Below are 20,527 nucleotides of genomic sequence, written 5' to 3' on the forward strand. Positions count from 1 at the left end.
GGCTCAGGCATAGCGTGCCATGCAGGCGCGCAGCTGTTCCAGCCCGCGCCGGATCCAGGTCTTGACGGTGCCCAGCGGCAGCTTGAGCTGCTCGGCCAGCTCGCCGTGGCTCAGGTCGCGCAGGTAGGCCAGGCTCACCACCTCGCGCTGCCGCGTCTCCAGCCTGCCCAGGCATTGGTGCAACGCGAAGGCCTGCTCGCTCGCCTCGGTGGCGTCCATGGGGTTGGCGCCCTCGCCCGGCAGCGTTTCCGCCAGGGCATCGTCCAGTTCGTTCATGAGGTCCGCGCGGTCGCTGGTGCGCTTGCGCAGCGCATCGAGCGCGCGGCTGCGCACGATGAGCCCCAGCCACGCCATGGGCGGGCTGAGCGATGCACGGTAGCTGGCGGCCGACCGCCAGATGGTCAGGAACGACTCCTGCAGCACGTCCTCGGCCGCATCACGGTTGCGCACCACGCGCAGCGCCAGGCCAAAAAGCCGCGACGAGGTGCTCTCGTACAGGCTTTTCAGCGCGGTGTCGTCCTGCGCGGCGATGCGGTCGAGGAGGTCCATCAGTTCACGGTCTGTGTGGAGGGTGCTCATGCGCCCATTCTCTGGGATTGGTCTCTGTTCACGGTGCAATGGGATCTTCTGTGGGTGAATACGCCACAGCGGGCGCTTTGGATTCATCGCCCGGCCCGAAGAGTGCAGCGCGCGGCGGCCGCGTTCAAGCCGCCCCGGGCGGCGCTGCTGCGGCTGCGACCGCTACCACTGCGCGCAGACCCCCACGAGCCCCGCCACCACCAGCGCCAGCCCCACGCCCTCGGTGCGCGTCAGGCTCTCGCGGAACACGCGGCGCGAGACGAGGTAGCTGAAAAGCACCTCCACCAGGCCCAGCGTGCGCACGTCGGACGCGGGCCGCATGGCGTAGGCCGTGAACCACGCGATGGACGCGACCGCGCCCATCGATCCCGCCACCACCGACATGCGCCAGGCCCGCGCGATGGCGCCCGCCACGCCGGGCTGGCGTGCCAGCAGCCAGCCGCCCAGCACCACCGACTGCAGCAGCTGCGCCCAGAACACGCCCCAGGCACCGGCCACCCAGGGCGCCACGCCCGCATTGGCCTCGGCCAGCGCCAGCGACGCACCGCGAAATCCCACGCTGGCCAGCGCGAAGCAGGCGCCCGATGACAGCCCGTAGACCACGAGCCGGCCGCTGCCCTGGCCGTCCACGGCCCCTGGCCCCGCGCGCAGCGCGCGCCAGCCGCCCGGCGGCAGCGACAGCAGCACCACGCCCACCGTGGCCGCCGCCATGGCGCCCAGCGCCAGCAGGCCCGGCAGTTCGTGCAGCAGCACGGCCGAGAACAGGGCCACCTGCAGCACCTCGGTCTTGGAATACGCCACGGCGAGCACGAAGTTGCGCTCCTTCATCGCCAGCAGCAGGAAGGCCGTGGCCCCCACCTGCGTGAGCGCGCCCATGGCAAGCCACGCGGCATACAGCAGGTTGAACTGCGGAATGCCGCCCGCCCCCACCCAGGTCAGCCCCGCCACCCAGGCCGTGGCCAGCGGCAGGCCGTACAGAAAGCGCACCAGCGTGGCCGCCAGCGTGCCCAGCCCGGCGGTGAGCGAGCGCTGCGCCGCGTTGCGCGCGGTCTGTGCCAATGCGGCCCACAGCGTCAGCGGTATCCACGCCCAGGCGATCCAGGAAAGAGTCATGCAGGGGTTATAGCGGCCCCACGGCCCGCCGCCCGACGCCAATGGGCAATGCGGCCATGCAGGGGCGCGAGGGCGCGGTGCGCCCCCACGTCAGCGGCCCGGTCAGTCAGACGGCCAGACGGTCAGTCCGCCGTGATGTGGCTGGTCTCGGCCACCTTCTTCCACTTCACGATGTCGTCGGCAATGATCTTGGCGAAGGCCGCGGGCGTGTCCTCGACCGTGATGGCACCGGCGGCGGCGAACTTCTCCTGCACCATCGGCGTGCGCAGCGCACGCACGATGGCGCCGTGCAGCTTCTCCAGCACATCGGCGGGCAGGCCGGCGGGCGCCAGCACGCCGTTCCAGAAGCCTTCGTTGGCGCTCTTGAGGCCCAGCTCCGCGAAGGTGGGCACCTCGGGCAATTCCTTCAGGCGCCGGGGCGTGGCCAGGGCCATGGGCACCAGGTTGCCGGCCTTGATATGCGGCATCGACGAGGCCAGCGTGTCGTAGATCATCTCGACCTGGCCGCCGATCACGTCGTTGAGCGCCGGGCCCGTGCCGCGGTACGGCACATGCACCACGCGCAGGCCGCTGAGCGACTTGTAGTACTCCATCGCCATGTGGGTGGCGCCGCCGTTGCCCGAGGAGGCATACGAATACTTGCCGGGCGACTGGCCCACGAGCTTGGCGAACTCCGCATAGTTCTTGGTGGGGAAGCTCTTGTTGATGGCCAGCACCCCGGGCACCGAGAGGATGCGCGTGATGGGCGTGAAGCTCTTGAGCGCATCGAAGCTCAGGTTCTTGTACACCGCCGAATTCGTGCCGTTGGTGCTGGTGGTGCCCAGCAGCAGCGTGTAGCCGTCGGCCTTGGATTCGGCCACGAAGCGCGCGCCCACCGAGCCGCCCGCGCCCGCCTTGTTCTCCACGATCACCGGCTGGCCCAGTTCCTTGGACAAGGCGTCGGCCAGCACGCGGCCACTGATGTCCGACGTGCCGCCCGGCGGAAACGGCACCACCAGCTTGACGGGTTTGTCAGGGAAGGCGCCCTGCGCGGCGGCGGGCAGCGCCGCCGCGGCCCCCAGCAGTGCCAGTGCGACGCCAGCGGCCGTGCGGCGGTTCATTCGGTGCTTGTTCATGGGTGTTGTCTCCTGCGAATGTGGGAATGAAAGAATCAATGGAACTTTGAAACGCTGGAACGTGAAGGGCCTACTTGCCCGTGCAGCCCTTGCCGCCATCCACCGGAATGCACACGCCCGTCACGTAGCGCGCCTCGTCGCTCGCCAGGAACAGCGCCGTGTAGGCCACGTCCCAGGCCTGGCCCATGCGGCCCATGGGGCTGGCGGCGTTGCGGGTGCGCAGCATCTCCTCGGTGCTGGCGAACTGGCCGGCGATCTGCTGGTGGATGAGCGGTGTGTCGATGACGCCCGGCAGCACCGCGTTGGCGCGGATGCCCTGGGCCGCGTACTGCACGGCCAGCGCCCGCGTGAAGTGGTTGAGCCCGGCCTTGGCCGCGTAGTACGGCATGTACCGGTAGCTGTTGATCTGCTGCGAGGCCAGCGACGAGATGTTGACGATGGCGCCGCGCCCCTGCGCCAGCATCACCGGCACCACGTGCTTGCAGGTGAGGAACACGCCGGTCAGGTTGGTGTCGATCACCTGCTGCCAGGTGGCTTCGTCCATGTCGATCACGCTGCCCATGCGCGTGATGCCCACGTTGTTGTGCAGGATGTCGATGGCGCCAAAGCGCGCGTGCACGCGCCGCGCCACCTCGGCCACGGCGGCGGAGTCCGTGACGTCGGCGGCATAGGCCTCGGCGTCGAAGCCCTCGGCGTACAGCTGGGCACGGGTTTCCTCGGCCGCCTCGCGGCGGATGTCCACCACCGCCACGCGCGCGCCTTCGCGGGCATAGACCATGGCGGCGGCCTTGCCGTTGCCCCAGCCGGGGCCAGCCGAACCGCCACCGAACACCAGCGCCACCTTGCCCGCCACACGGCCCCGGCCGGGCAGCGCATCGAGCGGCGGGAAGTACGCGGCCGACGTTGCCGGGTTGCTTGCATGTGCTGTGGTCGCCATGAATGTCTCTTTCTTTGTGGGTTGTGCCGGGCCTTCAGCCTCAGTGCACGGCCGCCATGAGTTCGGCCCAGTCGCGTGCGCCCTGCCCTTCGCGCGCCCCCAGGGCATAGGCCGCCTGGTTCACGCGGCTGATCACGCCGGTCTCCCATGCGGAGCGGGCGTCGCCAATGCGCGCGCTGCTGGCAGCCACCGTGGCAGCCGGGATGCCCCGCGCATCGAGTGCCGGCAGGCGCGAGACGCCCGCGCCGTCGCAGCCGATGCCCGCATCGTTGTAGAGCGCGGCGAACACGGGCAGCTTGATGGCGGTCTCGAACCGGCCACCCAGCAAGCCGCCGTGCGAGGCGGTGATCACCACGCAGTCGCGGTCCTCCTCGGCCACCAGCGAGGCCGAGTCGATGAGCACGACGGTGCGGTGCCCATGCAGTCCCGGCAGCACCTTGCGCGCCTCGCCGGGCGAGGGTCCCGGGTCCACGGCCTGCAGGTCCGCAGCGGCCATGCACTGCGCGGCCTGCAGGGCGGGCATGCCCACGCGCACGCCCAGCTGCACGGCACGCGCGTTGGCGTACGAGACCAGGCCGCGCCGCGCGCAGTCGGCCCCGTCGCCGATGCGCGCCGAGCGGTGGTGGAGGGCGGCGCACGGCACGCCCAGGCTGTTGGCATGGTCCAGGCCCGCGATGCCCGCGCGCTCCAGCCCCACGCCCGCATCACACACCACCAGGCCGGCCACGCCCTCCTGCAGCGCCAGGTGCACCGCGAACACGCCGCCATGCGAGGCAGCGACGGCCACGCGGCCCCGCACGTCCTGCCCCATGCGGGTGACCGAATCGCAGACCAGGATGTCGCGCGAAGGGGTGGTGCCGGTCATTCGCCGCTCCGGTCCTTGTTGTGGCCCTCGCCCGTGCCACGGTAGGGCACCTCGTGGTCCACCAGGTCCCACACGAAACGGGCGGACGGAATGCGCTGCTCTTCCGCGATGTGCGCCACCAGCCCCGCCGCGCGCGAGATGACGGCAAAGCCGCGCATCATCGCCGGGGGCACGCCCAGCTCGCCCAGCAGCGTGCCCACCGCGCCCGTGGCGTTGATGGTGATGTGCTTGCCGAAGGCGCCATCCACCTCGCGCGAGAGGACCTCGATGGCCTGCAGGTAGCGCCCCTCGAAGCGCGGATGCTCGCGGCCGATGGCCAGCAGCCTGGCGGCGCGTGGGTCGTCCGGCTTGTGCATGTGCTGGCCGAAGCCGGGGATGGGCTTGCGCTCGGCGCGGTGGCGCTGCACCGTGGCGCGCGCCGCGGCCTCCACGCCTTCGGGCGCATCGATGATCTGGCGCAGCAGGATGGCCGAATTCTCCACCGTGCCCACGAACTGGCTGCCCACGGCCAGCAGGCCCGCTGCCACGCCGCTCTGGATGTTCTCGGGCGAGCTCATGTAGACCATGCGCGTGGCGATGGCGCTCGGCGTGAGGCCGTGCTCCATGATGGCGATGAGCGCGGCGTCGAGCACGCGCAGGTCGTCGGCGTCAGGCCGGCGGTTGAGGATCTGCGAGAACAGCACGTCGGTGAAGCCGCGCTGGCCCAGCACGTCCTCGGCCAGGTTGTCGCCCCGGTAGTGGATCGACGTTGGCGAGTGCGTGCACAGCTCGGTGTAGGGGCGTTCCACGGGCTTGTTCATGCGGGCTGCTCCTGGCGCACCAGGTGCGTGATGTCGGCCTTGAGCGTGACCTTGTGCACCTTGCCCGCCACGCTGCGCGGCAGGTCGGCGTAGAAGTGCACGGCCTTGGGGGTCTTCACGGAGCCTAGGTGCTCCTTGGCGAAGGCGATGAGCTCCTGCGCGCTCACCTGCGCGCCGGGCTTGAGCTGCACGGCCGCGTGCACGGCCTCGCCCCACTTGTCGTCCTCGATGCCGAACACGGCGGACTCGTGCACGGCGGGGTGCTGGTCGAGCACGCTCTCCACATCGATGGGGTAGACGTTGAAGCCGCCGGTGATGACCACCTCGCGCAGCCGGTCCTTGAGGAACAGGTAGCCGCGCTCGTCCACGTAGCCCCGGTCGCCCGTGTGCAGCCAGCCGTCCACGATGGTCTCGGCGGTCTTCTCCGGCATCTTCCAGTAGCCGTTCATGATGAGGTCGCCGCGCACCACGATCTCGCCCGCCTCGCCCGTGGGCAGCAGGGCGCCTTCCGGGCTCATGATGGCCATGTCGGTCACCAGGCCCTGGCGGCCCACGGAGCGCCAGTTGGCCTCGTCGGCGAAGTCTTCGGCGCGCATCACGCTGACCACCTGCGGCGCCTCGGTCTGGCCGTAGGTGGTCTCCAGCACGGGGCCGAAGCATTCGCGCACCACGCGGATCTTCTCGGGCGGCATGGGCGCGCCGCCGTAGATCAGGTGCCTGAGGCGGGGCAGCCGAAGGCGCTCGCCATGCGCCTCCGCCACCAGCATGTACAGCAGCGTGGGCGGCATGAAGGTGGTGGTGATGCCATCCTCGCGGAAGCTGCGCAGCAGCTCGGCCGGCTTGTTGCTGGCGGGCAGCACGTGGCAGCCGCCCTGCGCCAGGATGGGCAGCAGGTAGGTGGAGGTGCCGTGCGTGACGGGCGCCGAGATGAGGTAGCGGTCGTCCGCGCCGAAGCCGAACGCCTGGATCTGGTTGACCAGCGTGGCCACCCACGCGCGGTAGGGCTGCATCACGCCCTTGGGCACGCCGGTGGAGCCGCCCGTGAACTTGATGGCCTGGGCCTCGTCGCGCGAGCGGCCGTGCGGCCGGGGCCGCTGGCCCGCGTGCGCAGCCTCGGCGGCCTGCAGCGTGGCGCGGGCTTCACCGCCCTCGCCCAGCGCCAGCACGGCCTTCACGCCGGCCAGGTCGAGCGTGCCCAGGTGCGCGGGCTCGGCCACCACGATGGTGGGTTCGGTGAACGCGATGATGCGGTTGAGCTCCGCCGCCGGGTTGCGCCAGTTCAGCGGCACCCACACCTTGCCCGCCGCCAGCACGGCCAGCAGCGCCACGACATGGTCCACGGTGTTGCCGGCGCAGATGCCGACGCGCGAGCCGGGTTCGGCGTCCAGCTGCTGCAGCGCGCAGGCGGCGGCGTCCACGCGCGCGGCCAGCGCGGCATAGGTCAGCACCTGGCCGCCGCCGGCCAGGGCTTCCCGCTGCGGATACATCCGGACAGCGCGGTAGAAGAAATCGATGGGGTACATGCAAATATTCCGCAATACGGACTTTTATTGTTGAATCGTCGTCAGTGAAATAAATTTCTCATTGAATTATTCCTTTGCACGTCCGGACGCCAAAGCAAATAAGTCCACAATATGGATTTACAGTGAATTTGATGACATGACCACCGTTCAAAGCCTGGACCGGGCCATCGGGCTGCTGCGGCTGATTTCCTCCGAGCACAAGTCCGGCGCGCGCCTGTCCACGCTGGTGGCGGCCAGCGGCCTGGCGCAGCCCACGGTGCACCGGCTGCTCAAGCAACTGGTCGAAGGGGGGCTGGTGATGCAGGACGCCCGGCGCCGCTACCGGCTGGGCCACTTCGCCTACGAACTCGGGCTGGTGGCGTCCACCCACTTCAATTTGCGCGACCAGTGCGCGCCCTTCCTCGCACGCATCAGCGCCGAGACGGGGGACACCGCCTTCCTGGTGGTGCGCAGCGGGGCGGATTCGTTCTGCCTGGACCGCCAGTCCGGCAGCTTTCCGATCCAGGTGCTGACCGTGGAAGTGGGCAAGCGCCGGCCCCTGGGCATTGGCGGCGGGGGGTTGGCGCTGCTGAGCTTCATGCCGCAGGACGAACTGCCCGAGGTGCTCGGCCGCATCGAGCCGCACCTGGCCACCTACGGGGGCCTCACGCGGCAGATCCTGCTGGACCTGATGGAAGCCGCCCGTGCGCGGGGCTACGCCAGCATCACCAACTACGCCGTGGCGGGTGTGACCAGCATTGGCGTGCCCATCCGGGACCGGGGCGGCATGGTGGTCGGCGCCATCAGCGTGAGCGCCATGACGGCGCGCATGCAGCCGCGCGATGACTTCGTGGTGCAGACCCTGCAGCGGGAGATCGCGGCGCTGCAGAAGACGCTGTAGGTCCTGCGCGCCGGCCGGCCGCGGTTGCACGGGCCACGGTTAGACGGGGTAGGTGCCCGGCAGCAGGATGGACTGGTCCACCGTGTTGATGTTGGTGTGGCCGCAGAAGGCCATGGTGATGTCCAGCTCCTTCTGGATGATCTGCAGCGCGCGGGTCACCCCCGCCTCGCCGAAGGCACCCAGGCCGTAGAGGAAACTGCGCCCGATCAGCGTGCCCTGGGCGCCCAGCGCGCGCGCCTTGAGCACGTCCTGCCCGCTGCGGATGCCGCCGTCCATCCACACCTCGATGTCCTTGCCGGCAGCGGCCGCGATGCCGGGCAGCGCGGCGATGGACGATGGCGCGCCGTCCAGCTGGCGGCCGCCGTGGTTGCTGACGATGAGCGCATCGGCGCCGCTGTCTACCGCCAGGCGGGCGTCCTCCGCGTCCATGATGCCCTTGAGGATCAGCTTGCCGCCCCAGCGCTTCTTGATCCACTCGACATCGCCCCAGTTGAGCTGCGGGTCGAACTGCTCGGCCGTCCAGGACGAGAGCGAGGACAGGTCGCCCACGCCCTTGGCATGGCCCACGATGTTGCCGAACGAGCGGCGCGGGGTGCCCAGCATGCCCAGGCACCAGCGCGGCTTGGTCGCCAGGTTGATGAGGTTGGCGAGCGTGGGCTTGGGCGGCGCCGACAGTCCGTTCTTGATGTCCTTGTGGCGCTGGCCCAGGATCTGCAGGTCCAGCGTGAGCTGCAGCGCCGAGCAGTTGGCGGCCTTGGCGCGGTCGATCAGGCGCTCGATGAAGTCGCGGTCGCGCATCACGTACACCTGGAACCAGAACGGGTGGCGCCCCGTGTGCTCGGCGATGTCCTCGAGGGAGCAGATGCTCATGGTCGAGAGCGTGAACGGGATGCCGAACGCCTTGGCCGCCTTCGCGCCCAGGATCTCGCCGTCGGCATGCTGCATGCCCGTGAGGCCCGTGGGCGCGATGGCCACGGGCATGGCCACGTCCTGCCCCACCATGGTGGTGCGCGTGCTGCGGCCTTCCATGTTCACGGCCACGCGCTGGCGCAGCTTGATGCGCTGGAAGTCGCTTTCGTTGGCGCGGTAGGTGCCCTCGGTGTACGAGCCTGAATCGGCGTAGTCATAGAACATGCGCGGCACGCGCCGCTGGGCGATGACACGCAGGTCTTCGATGCAGGTGATTTTGGACAAGTCAGGCACGCGGACGCTCCAGAAGGGGTTGCACAGGGGACGGTAAGAACTGCGCGGATGGTAGGCACTTGCGCGCTGGCGGGCCATCAAAATTATTTGCGCGGGGCTGCAACAAATTTCCAAGGCGGGCCGGGGCGGGCCCGCGCAAGCTCCAGGACTTTCACTAAAAACACCGCCTGGCGCTTATTCCACAAGCGCAAGAAGCTATTATTTTCATAGCAAAACATGATCCCACCTGTGGGTTCTGGCATGCGGCACCCCTCCCCGCACCGCGTCGCACCGCCGCATGCTCAGCGCACGCGGCCTCCCGCGTTGTCGGCCAGCACGACCTCGGGCGCCTCGTCCGGGCCCCGGTAGAGCATGAAGCGCATGCGCCCGCCGCGCTTGGCGGCGTACATGGCGCTGTCGGCATGGCGCGAAAGCGCGTCGAAGGTGTCGCCATGCTGGGGGTACAGCGCGATGCCGCCGCTCAGCCCGATCTGCAGCACCCGCCCCGCCAGCTCGAAAGGCAGGTCGCAGGACGCGAGGATCTTGCACGCCACGCTGCACGCGGGCTCGGCGCCGTCCAGCCCCGGCAGCAGCACCACGAATTCGTCGCCGCCCTGGCGGCACACGGTGTCCGAGGCGCGCACGGCGGCCTTCAGGCGCTGGGCGAACTGCACCAGCAGCAGGTCGCCCACATCGTGGCCGAGGGTGTCATTCACGTCCTTGAAGCCGTCCAGGTCCAGGTACATCACGGCCAGGCACTTGCCGTCGCGGCGCGCCTGCGAGATGGCCAGCTGGGCGCGGTCCTGCAGCAGCACGCGGTTGGGCAGGTCGGTCAGCGCGTCGTACTGGGCGAGGTGCGCCATGCGCTCGGCCATGACCACCGATTCGGTCACATCGCGCAGCACGGCCACGGCGCCCGTCACGGCCCCATGGCGGTCGGTGATGGGGCTGGAGGTTTCCTCCACCTGAAAGCGCTGCCCGCTGGTGCGGTGCAGGACCACGCCGCGCACCGCTTCCACCGCCAGGCCCTGCTCCATGGCCTGGCGCAAGGGGCTGGCCAGCACCGCGTCGTTGTCGGGGCTGCGCAGGTTCACTACCTCGTCCACGTTGTGGCCCGCCGCGTCGAAGGCCTGCCAGCCGGTCAGGCGCTCGGCCACCGGGTTCAGGTACGTGACCGCTCCATGGGCGTCCGCGCAGACCACCGCGTCTCCGATGGACTGCAGCGTGAGGCGCACGCGCTCCTTCTCGTCAAACAGTTCGTCCTCCATGCGCTTGCGTTCCGAGATGTCCGTCACCTGCACGAAGATGCCACGCACCTTGCCGCCCTCGGTGTCGGGCAGGTAGGAGGCCATGGTGTGGCGCGCAACGCCATGCACATCCGCGAAGGTGCGCTCGAACAGTTGCGGCTCGCCCAGCAGCGCCCTGTCCAGGAACGGCTTGTTCTGCGCGAACAGCTCCGGCCCGAGCAGGTCGCTCAGGTGCATGCCGGGCATGCGCTCGGGCCGCACGCCGAACCACTCGAAATAGACCTGGTTGGCGAACCGGTTGCGCAGCCCGGCATCCCAGTAGCCGATCATCGAGGGCATGTTGTCGAGAATGGTGCGCGTGTTGCGTTCGGCCTCGCGCAGCCGCGCGGAGACCTGCTGGCGCAGCGTGAGTTCGCGCACGAACAGCGTGGCCAGCCCCACGCAGCTGACCATCAGCAGCAGCGCGAACCCACCCAGCACCCAGGCGCTGCGGTACCACTTGGCCAGGACGGTGTCGGTGGACTGCGCCACGTTGAGGATCAGCGGATAGCGCCCCACGGGACGGAACGAATACAGGCGCTCCATGCCGTCGATGGTGGACGTGCCGATGAAGGTGCCCGTGCCCTCCTTCTGGAAGCGGATCAGGTTGGGGGTGCCCGCCAGGCTGCGGCCCACGTCGGCGTCGCCATAGGGAAACCGGGTGATCACGACGCCGTCGCTGCGAAACAGGTTCACGCCGCTGTGGGGGCCCATGTCGAGCGAACCGAACAGCTCATTGAAATAGCTCAGGCTGATGGCGCCCACCACCACCCCGGCGAAGCTGCCGTCCGGGCGGTAGTAGGCGCGCGAGACCGGCAGGATGTTGAGCCCGGTCACGCGCGAGGGCACGGGCTTGCCCACGAACAGGCCCTGGTGCCCGCCCGACTGGAACGCCGTGAAATAGTCGCGGTCCGCGAAGTTGACCCGGCGCGGCGGCAGCGGGCCCGAATCGAGCACCACGTTGCCCAGGGTGTCGAGCACCAGCACATCGCCCGCGCCACGCGCGCGCAGGGAGTTGTCGAACACCACCCGGGCGCGCAGGTCGGGCGGCAGGGCCCACACCTCGGGCCTGCCCACCTCGCGCGCCACGCCTTCCAGCGATTTGTCGAACGTGTCGAGCGCCCAGCTCAGCCCCTGCTCCAGCGTGCGCGCGAGATTGGCGTTGGTCTGGGCGGCGTAGTTCCACTCGTCAGCGCGAATGGTCCAGATCGTGCGTGCGAAGAGTGCGCCAATGCCCAGCGAGACCAACAGGGCCAGCCAGATCAGGCGGTGGGAAAAGAACTGGCGCAGAAAGGGCATAGAAATATCTTGTAACCATTCTAGGCGTCTACCTGTGGCGTGCCGGGCGGCAAGTCACACCGTATCCCTCGGATTTCGTGGCGTCAATGCGCAGTGGCCCTGGGTGCGGGCGCCACGGCACCCGCGCCGCGCACCTCGATGCGGACCTCGTCCAGCACCTGGCCCTGGGCATCGGTGAGCTGCACCACGTGCCGCCCCGGCCAGGGCATCCAGGCCACGCGCGCGCCGCGCCCGAGCGGCCTGCCGTCCATGCGCCACAGCCACCCGCTTCCCGTGGCGGTGAACTGCAGGCGCTGGCGCGCGGGAGGGATGTCCGGGTCCAGCGCGATGATGGTGCCGGGGGCCGGCGCCGTGATGCGCGCGCCAAGACCCGGCGCGGCCGCCCCGGCCTCCCGCCCCGGGGGATGGGGGGTTCTTTTGGCGCTGGCGCTGGTTTCGTCTTGCCCGTTAGCTCCTGAATCAATAGCAAACAGGGACTGCTGGGTGCCCTCCAGGAACCACTCCTGCCGCGCCGCCTCCAGGGGCTGGCGGGCGTCGCCCGCGCCACCGGGCTGTGGCGCGGCGGGCCCGAATTGCACGGCGGCCCGGGCAAGGCCTGGGGGCGCCTTGGGGGCGCGGCTGGGTTCGCGCGCGTGCAGGAAGCCCATGACCGCGGCCCAGATGGGCGCGGCGCCGCTGGTGCCGCTCACGTCGTGCATGGCCGCGCCGCTGGCATTGCCCACCCATACGCCCACGGTGTAGCGCGCGGACCAGCCCACGGCCCAGTTGTCGCGCATGTCCTTGCTGGTGCCGGTCTTCACGGCGGTCCAGAAGCGCGTGGCCAGCACGCTGTCGGTGCCGAAGGTGCGCGCCCGCGCATTGCCGTCGGACAGGATGTCGCCCACGATGAAGGCGGCGCGCGGATCGAGCGCGGGGGCGAAGGCCGGGACCTTGCCGGGGGGCGCCTGGGCCCATGCCACCGGGCTCAGGCGCCCGCCGTTGGCGAGGGTGCGAAACGCGTTGGACAGGTGCAGCAGCGGCACCTCGGGGCTGCCCAGCGCGAGGCTGTAGCCAAAGTAGTCCCCGTTTTCGCGCAGCGGCATGCCCGCCGCGGAGAGCTGGCGATGGAACGCGTCCGGCGTGACCATGACCAGCGTGCGCACCGCCGGCACGTTCAGCGACGCCGCCAGCGCGGTGCGCACCGACACCCAGCCCTTGAACTGGCGGTCGTAGTTCTGCGGGATGTACAGGCCGCCCGCGGTGGCGATGTGCGCGGGCGAATCATCCACCAGCGAGGCCGCCGTGAGACGCCGCTCGGCGATGGCCTGCGCATACAGGAACGGCTTGAGCGTGGAGCCCGGCTGGCGCGGCGCCAGCACGCCGTCCACCTCGCCGGCCTGGCTCAGCGGCCCCGACGAGCCCACCCAGGCCAGCACCGCGCCCGTGGCGTTGTCCAGCACCAGCACCGCGCCGTCTTCCACGTTGCGCCCGCGCAGCTCCCGCAGGTGCTGCTGCAGAGTCTGCAAGGCAAAGCGCTGCAGCGGCGCGCGCAGCGTGCTCTGCACGCGCTCGGGCACCACGCCCCCCTCCTTGATGAAGCGCTGGCGCAGCAAGTGCCGCGCGAAGTGGGGGGCCACGCCCTCGCTCGCATCGAACGCGCGGCGCTGCAGCGCCGCCGTGGCGAACAGGTCCAGGGCATCGCAGTCCACGGGGGGCAGGTGCTGTGCCGGACGGCCGGAGGCCAGGGATGGCGGCCGCGCCGGTGGCTGCTGCGCCCGCATGTCGCGCAGCACCCCGCAGGCCCGCTGCGCCACCAGGCCGGGGCGCGCGTTGGGCGCGCGCACCAGCGCGGCCGCCACGGCCGCCTCGCGCTCGTCCAGGCCATGGGCGGCCTTGCCGAACAGCGTGCGGCTCAGGGCGTCGATGCCCACCAGTTCGCTGCGAAAGGGTACGAGGTTGAGGTAGGCCTCCAGGATCTGGTCCTTGCGCCAGCGCCGGTCCAGCACCTGCGCGGCCACCGTCTGGCCGAGCTTTTGCGCCACCGAGCGCCCGCCCGGCCCCTGGCGCCAGTCCCCATCGAGCAGGCCCGCCAGCTGCATGGTGATGGTGCTGGCCCCGCGCGTGCGCTGGTTCCACAGGTTGCCCCAGGCGGCGGCCGAGGCGGCTTGCCAGTCCACCCCGCTGTGCTCGAAGAAACGCTTGTCCTCGCTGAGCACCAGGGCCGTGCGCAGCGCGGGTGAAATGTCGGCCAGCGCCACCCACTGGCCACGGCGCACGGTGGTGTCGGTGCGCAGGCGCTGCAGCACCTCGCCCTCGCGCGAGAGGAGCACGGTGTCGGACGGTCTGAAGTCCGCGCGCACCTCCTCGAAAGTCGCGATGGCCGCCGCGGGCGCCGCCAGGAAGGCGGACAGGGCCGCCACGGCCCACCCCTTGTACGGCCTGCGCGCCCGCCCGGGCACCACGGGCCGGCCACGGTCAGTCATCCCGATGCTCCCGGTCGAACCGCGTTTCGGCCTCGGTCAGGTGGCGCAGCAGCACGTGCGAGATCAGGTTGACCCCGATGCCGCCGAACACCACCGGCAGGATGTACAGGGCAATCGACAGTTCGGAGATGAACACCGCGTCGTCCGCCAGCGACGGCGTGCCTTTGGCCAGGGCCGCGAGCGATTGCAGCAGGTACACGTCCACGCCCGCGATCAGCACCAGCGCCACGCCAAAACCCAGCACCGCCATGCGCGAGATCGAGCGCGTGGCCAGCAGCAGCCCATAGATGCCCGCGGGCAGCACCAGGGAAAACGCCACCAGCAGCCAGAACCGCAGTTCCACGAAGACACTGAGGCTCATGGCGCGCGGCTCCGGGGACGGCTCATGACGGGGCGTGGCACGGCGCCGCGGCTACCTGGCCGCCTCCACCTTGACCCGCGCGTTGGGCAGCTCGCCGAACATCTCGGGCGCGTACATGGCCTCCACGCGGCTCGGGGGCAGCGCGAAATCGCCCACGTTGTTCAGGCGCACGGTGTACTCCATCTTGACCGTGCCCTTGGGCAGGTACTCGTAGTAGCTGCGGAAGGCCTCGAAGCTGCGCTCCTCGAACGCGGGCCAGCCCGCGCCGCTCTTCGCCTTCTCGCCCTGCGTGGCGATGGCCGAGTCGCGGCCCAGGCCGCTGCCCAGGATGGTGGCGCCGCCCGGGACCGGGTCGGTGATGGCCACCCAGGTCATGTCGGCGCTGGCGTTCACCTCCAGCGTCACGCGCAGCACGTCGCCGCGCGTGTACTGGCCGGGCGGCAGCGCCTTGTTGGCCTGCTCCACGGGCGTCACCGTCTTGGTGATGGAGTACCCGGCGGCAAAAGGCGCCTTCAGCTGGATGGCGGCCACCGACTGCAGCGTGAGCCAGGGCTTGCCGGGGCCCTGGTGCGTGACGGCCAGTGGCTCCTTGCCACCCGCTGTGCCCCAGGGCAGGAACATGCCGTTGTTCTTCAGGTTGCCCGGCGACGCAGGCGCGCCGAACCAGGTGGCCTGGTGCGCAGCGCCTGTCAGGTCGGTGGTCTTCACGCGCTCGACCTTGCTCCAGTCCACCGCCGCGTTGTGGGTGCCCATGGCGGCCTTGGTGGTGCCCGACACCGGCACGGCCTCGAACCTGGCGCTGAACTTCTCCAGCGCCAGCCCGCCCCACAGGTTGGCCGTGGTGGTGTGCCAGGCGCCGGCCTGCTGGCGGCTGATGAAGCCGTTGGCCAGGCGGCCCATGTCGTCCTTCCAGGCCGGGTCGTCCATCACCGCGAGCATCAGGCGCGCGGTGTTCACGTCGCCGTTCTGCATCAGCCACCACCAGTAGTCGTCCTGCTCGGTGCTGAAGATCAGCTTGGTGCCCTGGAACGACAGGCGGCTGCGCAGGATCTGCAGGGCTTCGGCCAGACGCTTGTCGCGCTCGGGCACGTCGGCCACGCGTTTGAGCACGTTCACCCAGTCGATCACCGTGTGCGTGGGCCACTGGTTGGGCGCGATGGTGATGCTGCCGACCATCCGGCCCTGGGCCTTGCCGTAGCGCGAGAGCGCCTCCAGCGCGGCCACCTTGCGCATGTCCAGGTCCTTGCGCGGGCTCCAGAAGCTGCGCTGGATGCGGCCTTCCACGAACGCGATCAAGCCGCGCTCCATGGGCGCGCGGGCCTCGTCGGGCAGGGCAAACGCGGGGTTGAGGCTGGCCGCCTCGTGCGTGGCCGCCAGCACGTAGGCCGTGAGCGTGTCGCTGCCCCGGTTGGCGTCGCCGTCGCGCGGCGGGAAGTAGTTGGCCAGGCCGTCGCTGTCCAGGTAGGTGGGCAACTGCGCCACCACGGTCTGCCACAGCGCGCCGTCACGCAGGCCCACGGCCTTGCTGGTCTTTTGCTCCAGGCAGGCGAACGGGTAGCGGGCCCACCAGTCGCGCACGCCGGGCAGGCCCTCGGCCAGCTTGGGCTGCAGCGACATCTTGAGGCCGCCCCGGCCCGGCAGCGCATCGGCGGGCGGGTTCACGTCCAGGCTGAAGCTGCCGTCCACCTGCACGAGCGTGGCCTGCTGCACCGTGAGCGGCACGGCGGGGATGATGCGCTGGCGTGCCTTGAGGGCATCGCGCGCGCCGCTGACGGTGTCCTTGGCCTCGATCTCCCACAGGATGGACTCTGAGCGCGTCTGCGCCAGCTGGGCGGGCGCGGTGACGTGCCAGGCCACCTCGCGCGACTCGCCGGCGGGGATGTCGACGGTCTGGGGCTTGAGCTCCAGCAGCGTGGCGCGCGGCGCCACCTCGACCTTCATCGCCGCCTTGGTGGTGTTGCGCAGCGTGATCTGCGCGCGGAACTGGTCGTCCTCGCGCACCAGGGGCGGCAGGCCGCTGATGATCTGCAAGTCCTGCGTGGCGCGGATGCTGGTGCTGCCGGTGCCGAACAGGCCAGTGGACGCATCGGCCACCGCCACGATCTTGAAGGTGGTCAGCGCGTCATTGAGCGGCACCGTCACCTTGGCCTGGCCGTTGACGTCCAGCTGCAGGGCCGGCTCCCACAGCAGCAGCGTGTCGAGCAGCTCGCGCGTCTGCGCCCTGCCCCCTCCGCCGCCGGCAGGCACGGCCTTCTTGCCATAGTGGCGCCGGCCGATGATCTCCATCTGCGCGGTGGAGGTCTCCACGCCCCAGCTGCGGCGCTGGAGCATGGCTTCGAGCAGGTTCCAGCTGTTGTTGGGCATCAGCTCCAGCAGCGCCTGGTCCACGGCGGCCACGGCCACCTCGGCATTGGCGGCGGGCTTGCCGCCCGGCAGCGTGGCGGTGATGGTGACCTGCGCCTTGCCGCGCACGGCATAGCTTTCCTTGTCGGCCGCCACCTTCACGCTGATCTGGTGGGCCTGCGTGCCCACGCGGATCTCGGCCAGGCCCAGCCGGAAGGCGGGCTTGGACAGGTCCACCAGCGCCGTGGGCGCCTGGTACTCCTTGCCCTCGTACCAGAACGAGGTCCACCACTCGCGCGGCGCCTTGAAGCCCCATGTGAAGAAGCTGTACCACGGCACTTCGCGCAGGCGCCCGCGCAGGGCCAGCACGCTCACGTACACGTTCGGGCCCCAATCCGGCTGCACCTTCAGGCTCACCGTCGGGTCCTGGCCGTTGAGCTGCACCACCTGGGTGTCGATGACGCCCTCGCGCTCCACCGCCACCAGTGCCGTGGCAAAGCGGAACGGCATGCGCACCTGGAACTTGGCGGTCTCGCCCGGCTGGTAGCTTTTCTTCTCGGGCAGCAGGTCGATGCGGTCGTGGTCCTCGCCGCCAAACCACAGCTCGCCCTGGCGCGTGACCCACACCGACGAGGCGGCCACGCTGGTGTTGCCGTCGCGGTCGGTGGCCGTGACCACCAGTTCCACCTCGCCGGGCTCGTCCAGCCTGGACTCGCACAGCAGCAGGCCGCGCGCGTCGCTCTTGCCGCTGCACAGCGTGCCCAGGTCTTTCGTTTCGGTCTGGTTGTCATAGCTGTAGAAGCCGCCCACCATGCGCTTGCGCGTGGTGGTCGTGATGCGCGCGATGGCCTGCACCTGCAGCGAGGTGTCGGCGGCGGGCTTGCCGTCGTGCTGCAGCGCCAGGGCCTGGTAGCGGATCTTCTGGCGGGCCGAGACCCAGCCCTCGGTCTTCACGCCCGCCACCACGCCGGCGGGCCACAGCGTGTGCGTGCCGCGCAGGGTCTGCACCTCGCCGTTGGGGTCGGCATACGTGGCCTCCATCAGCAATTCCTGTGGTTCGCGCGCCTGGGGCACGTTGTCGATGGTCAGCTTGCCCGCCCCGTCCTTGTTCAGCGTGAGCGGCAGCTTGTCGGCGATCACGCGCGCGTCCTGGCTGGCGGCGGGCTCCTCGTCGTCGCCACCCGCGCTGGAGGCCTGCGCGCGCTTGCGCGGAGGGTTGAAGCTGAAGGCCTCGTAGTCGGCGTACTGCAGGCTCTTGCCGCGCACCAGGGCGGACACCCGCACCGGCAGATGGGCCGCGCCGCCGCCCGCCACGTAATTGACCTGCACGTCGGTGGGCACCGAGCGCACGCGCACCAGCGCCTTCTTGTCGGCCGGCGCAATGCGCCCTTCGAGCACCGGCAGGCGGAATTCCTCCACGCGGAACTCGCCCGAGCTGAAGCTGCGCTCATTGTCGGAATCGCTGCGCAGCTCCACCTGGTACACGCCGAGCTTGGCGGCGGGCGGCACGGCGAAGCTGCTCTGCGCGCTCAGCCCCCCGGTGGCGGTCGCGCGCCATGCGAGGCTCTGGGTGAATTGCTGGCCGCTGCCCACATGGGTGATGACCAGGGTCTCGGGCCGCTGCGCGGGCAGCGCGAACCCCTGGCGGGTTTCAGAGCGCAGCACGTGCTTCATCGACACGGTTTCGCCCGCCCGGAACAGGGTGCGGTCGAAGATGGTGTGGGCCCGCTCGCTGGGGCGCGGGGCGCTGTTCGTGGGCACGTTGAAGCGCCAGGGCTCGATGCCGCGCTGCCAGTCGCTCCAGGTGAATGCCATGTCCTCCACGCCGTCGTCGCCCTTGTGGCGCGCACTCACGAAATAGGCCTGGCCGCCATCGCCGCCGTGGTAGGCATCGCCGCAGCGCGGCGGTTCGGACGACAGGCCCTCGATGTTCGCGACCCCCTGGTCGTTGGTGATGGCCTGCGCCAGCTCGTTGCCCTTGCAGTCGGACACACGCACCGTGGCGCCCTGCACCGGCTGGCCCTTGTCCAGCGTGGTCACCCAGGCCAGTGCGTTCTCGCGGCCCAGCTTGAAATGCACGCCCAGGTTGGTGACCAGGGCCGAGGTGCGCACATACATCGTGCGGGCATCGCCATGGCGTTCGTCGAGCAGCGAGGCGCCCAGCTTCTGCGAGGCGATCTCCACCACGTGGAACCCGGGCGTGAGGGGAATGCCCACCACCTCGAACGGGCGCGGGTCGTTGCCGGAAGGCCTGGGCAGGTCCAGCGTCTTCACCCCGCCCTTGCCCGCCAGCAGCGACAGCATGCGCGACTGCACGTACTCCTTGTCCTCGTCCAGCGCCTTGGGCAGCGGGCCGCTCACGTCCTGCCGCGCCTGCTTGCGGTTCACCACGTAGTTGTCATAGCGCTGCACCTTGCGGAACCACGCGATGATGTCCGCATCGGTGCGGGGCTTGAGCGTGCTCACCTTGCCTGCCGGCGCCTCGGCGCCCGGCTGCAGCCCCTGCACGCGCAGCGCCGCCTCGACATTGCGCAGCGTCACCGGCAGCAGGGCGGGGGGCTTGTCGGAGCGCGGCCCCTCGGCAAAACGCTCCACGATGCCGAACGGCGCCGCCGCGAACTTGGCCAGCGGCGGCATGCCGCCCGTGGCCACCTTCAGCGGAAAGCTGTCGGCATTGCGCAGCGGACGGCCCGAGGCGTCCTTGAGGTCCTTGGGCAGCTCCAGCGTGAACGCCGTGTTCTCGGCCAGGGGCGCGGCGAACTGCACGCTGTTCACCAGCGCATCGCCCGCCTGGCCGTCGCCCGCGCCTTCCATCCGGGGCTGGAGCGTCTCCTTGGCCGATTTGAGGCGGATGGCCGCTGCAAGCTTGCGCGGCACGGGGGCATTGAAGGACAGCTGCAGCGGACGGATGGGCAGGCAGGCCGCCTGCGCGTTCTCCCGCTCACAGCTGAATTCGGCCGAGAAGGGCTCGCGCACCTTGAAGTCAAAGCGTTTTTCCACCGCGTTGGCCACCCCGCTGGGCGTGGCGACGCCCTTGCCGAACACGACCTGCATGCGCGAACCGGACGTGAACCGCCGGTTGCAGGCCAGCGCGGCGTACTGCAGGGGCTCCTGCGCGGCGCTTTTCTCCAGGCCCAGCGCCTTCAGGATCTCGGCCCGCTGCGCGCCCTCGATCAACCGGACCGGGATACGCTCGCCCACGCCTTCGGCCGTGCACCACACATTGCCCTGCACGCTGGCGGTGGTGGCGGGGCCATTGAGCTGCAGCACGAAGAACTGCTCTTCGTCGATCTCCTGGTAGGGGTTCGGGCGGATGGCCTGCACGAACGGACCTCCGCTATTGAATTGATAGCTTTTCGCGCCCGTCAATTCAGCGCCAGCGGCCGATTTGAACCCTGCCCTGACGGTGGCGGTGCAGCGCACCCCCGGCGGCAGGTCGCGCTCGAAGTCGAACACCCACTCGCGCTCTCCCGTCCAGCGGCCCGTGCCCTTGGTGGCCCCGGCATCGCTGCAGCTCAGGGCCAGCGGCGCGGGCGACTTGGGGTCGCCAAAGTTGACGGCAGCGGCATCGAACTTGGCCACCACCTGCCGCACCCGGGCCACTTCGCCCTGCGGCGAAAAGCTGGTGATCTGCAGGGCCTGCGCCCCCCAGGCCGCCAGCGACAGGCTGGTGGCCAGCATCCATTTCTTTGCGTTCACGCTGTCCCCTCCGAAGGAACCGGCAAGCGTAACAAAACGGCACTGCACCCGGCGCGGCGTTGCAAGCGCTTACGTATCCGGCC

The 20,527-nt window shown here is 70.1% G+C and carries 13 protein-coding genes; 1 reads left to right on the top strand and 12 read right to left on the bottom strand.

Going from position 1 to position 20,527, the window contains the following annotated elements; translation table 11 throughout:
• Positions 1–3: 3 nt before the first annotated feature.
• The 7 genes from AC1RVY_RS17565 to AC1RVY_RS17595 form a co-directional block, all read right to left on the bottom strand.
• A complete protein-coding gene (locus AC1RVY_RS17565) occupies positions 4–579 on the bottom strand; it encodes a sigma-70 family RNA polymerase sigma factor (RefSeq protein WP_218295643.1) in 576 nt (191 codons plus the stop codon).
• Between the two features lie 162 nt (positions 580–741).
• A complete protein-coding gene (locus tag AC1RVY_RS17570; RefSeq protein WP_492807428.1) occupies positions 742–1,692 on the bottom strand; it encodes a DMT family transporter in 951 nt (316 codons plus the stop codon).
• Positions 1,693–1,814: 122 nt separating this feature from the next.
• Positions 1,815–2,807, bottom strand: coding sequence for a tripartite tricarboxylate transporter substrate binding protein BugE (locus AC1RVY_RS17575; protein ID WP_492807430.1), 993 nt, complete (start codon positions 2,805–2,807; stop codon positions 1,815–1,817).
• A 70-nt stretch (positions 2,808–2,877) separates the two neighbouring features.
• On the bottom strand, positions 2,878–3,744 hold the full coding sequence (locus AC1RVY_RS17580) for an SDR family NAD(P)-dependent oxidoreductase (protein ID WP_492807432.1): 867 nt from the start codon (positions 3,742–3,744) through the stop codon (positions 2,878–2,880).
• Between the two features lie 40 nt (positions 3,745–3,784).
• Positions 3,785–4,609, bottom strand: a complete 825-nt coding sequence (locus AC1RVY_RS17585) for a hypothetical protein (protein WP_492807433.1) — start codon at positions 4,607–4,609, stop codon at positions 3,785–3,787.
• A complete protein-coding gene (locus tag AC1RVY_RS17590) occupies positions 4,606–5,409 on the bottom strand; it encodes a citryl-CoA lyase (RefSeq protein ID WP_492244169.1) in 804 nt (267 codons plus the stop codon). Before AC1RVY_RS17590 ends, AC1RVY_RS17585 begins: the two co-directional genes overlap by 4 nt.
• On the bottom strand, positions 5,406–6,932 hold the full coding sequence (locus AC1RVY_RS17595; protein WP_492244170.1) for a class I adenylate-forming enzyme family protein: 1,527 nt from the start codon (positions 6,930–6,932) through the stop codon (positions 5,406–5,408). Before AC1RVY_RS17595 ends, AC1RVY_RS17590 begins: the two co-directional genes overlap by 4 nt.
• Positions 6,933–7,068: 136 nt before the next feature.
• On the opposite strand from AC1RVY_RS17595, the gene AC1RVY_RS17600 reads away from it, so the two are divergent.
• Positions 7,069–7,812 (top strand): IclR family transcriptional regulator, encoded by a 744-nt coding sequence (locus AC1RVY_RS17600; RefSeq protein ID WP_492807436.1) that lies wholly within the window; start codon positions 7,069–7,071, stop codon positions 7,810–7,812.
• A gap of 39 nt (positions 7,813–7,851) precedes the next feature.
• Here the strand turns inward: AC1RVY_RS17600 and AC1RVY_RS17605 are convergent, their stop codons facing one another.
• The 5 genes from AC1RVY_RS17605 to AC1RVY_RS17625 all read right to left on the bottom strand — a co-directional run bounded on the left by AC1RVY_RS17605 (position 7,852) and on the right by AC1RVY_RS17625 (position 20,426).
• Positions 7,852–9,015, bottom strand: coding sequence for an alpha-hydroxy acid oxidase (locus AC1RVY_RS17605; RefSeq protein WP_492253657.1), 1,164 nt, complete (start codon positions 9,013–9,015; stop codon positions 7,852–7,854).
• A gap of 281 nt (positions 9,016–9,296) precedes the next feature.
• Positions 9,297–11,579 (bottom strand): bifunctional diguanylate cyclase/phosphodiesterase, encoded by a 2,283-nt coding sequence (locus tag AC1RVY_RS17610; RefSeq protein ID WP_492807437.1) that lies wholly within the window; start codon positions 11,577–11,579, stop codon positions 9,297–9,299.
• An 83-nt stretch (positions 11,580–11,662) separates the two neighbouring features.
• Positions 11,663–14,041 carry a penicillin-binding protein 1C gene (gene pbpC / locus AC1RVY_RS17615; RefSeq protein ID WP_492807439.1) on the bottom strand — a complete coding sequence of 793 codons (2,379 nt, stop codon included), beginning with the start codon at positions 14,039–14,041 and terminating at the stop codon, positions 11,663–11,665.
• Positions 14,034–14,402 (bottom strand): hypothetical protein, encoded by a 369-nt coding sequence (locus AC1RVY_RS17620; protein WP_218295651.1) that lies wholly within the window; start codon positions 14,400–14,402, stop codon positions 14,034–14,036. The genes pbpC and AC1RVY_RS17620 overlap by 8 nt, the downstream gene beginning before the upstream one ends.
• Before the next feature lie 51 nt (positions 14,403–14,453).
• Complete coding sequence (locus AC1RVY_RS17625; RefSeq protein WP_492807507.1) at positions 14,454–20,426, bottom strand: alpha-2-macroglobulin family protein; 5,973 nt, start codon at positions 20,424–20,426, stop codon at positions 14,454–14,456.
• Positions 20,427–20,527 lie beyond the last annotated feature (101 nt).

It is taken from the genome of Acidovorax sp. GW821-FHT11A03 (assembly GCF_058809075.1).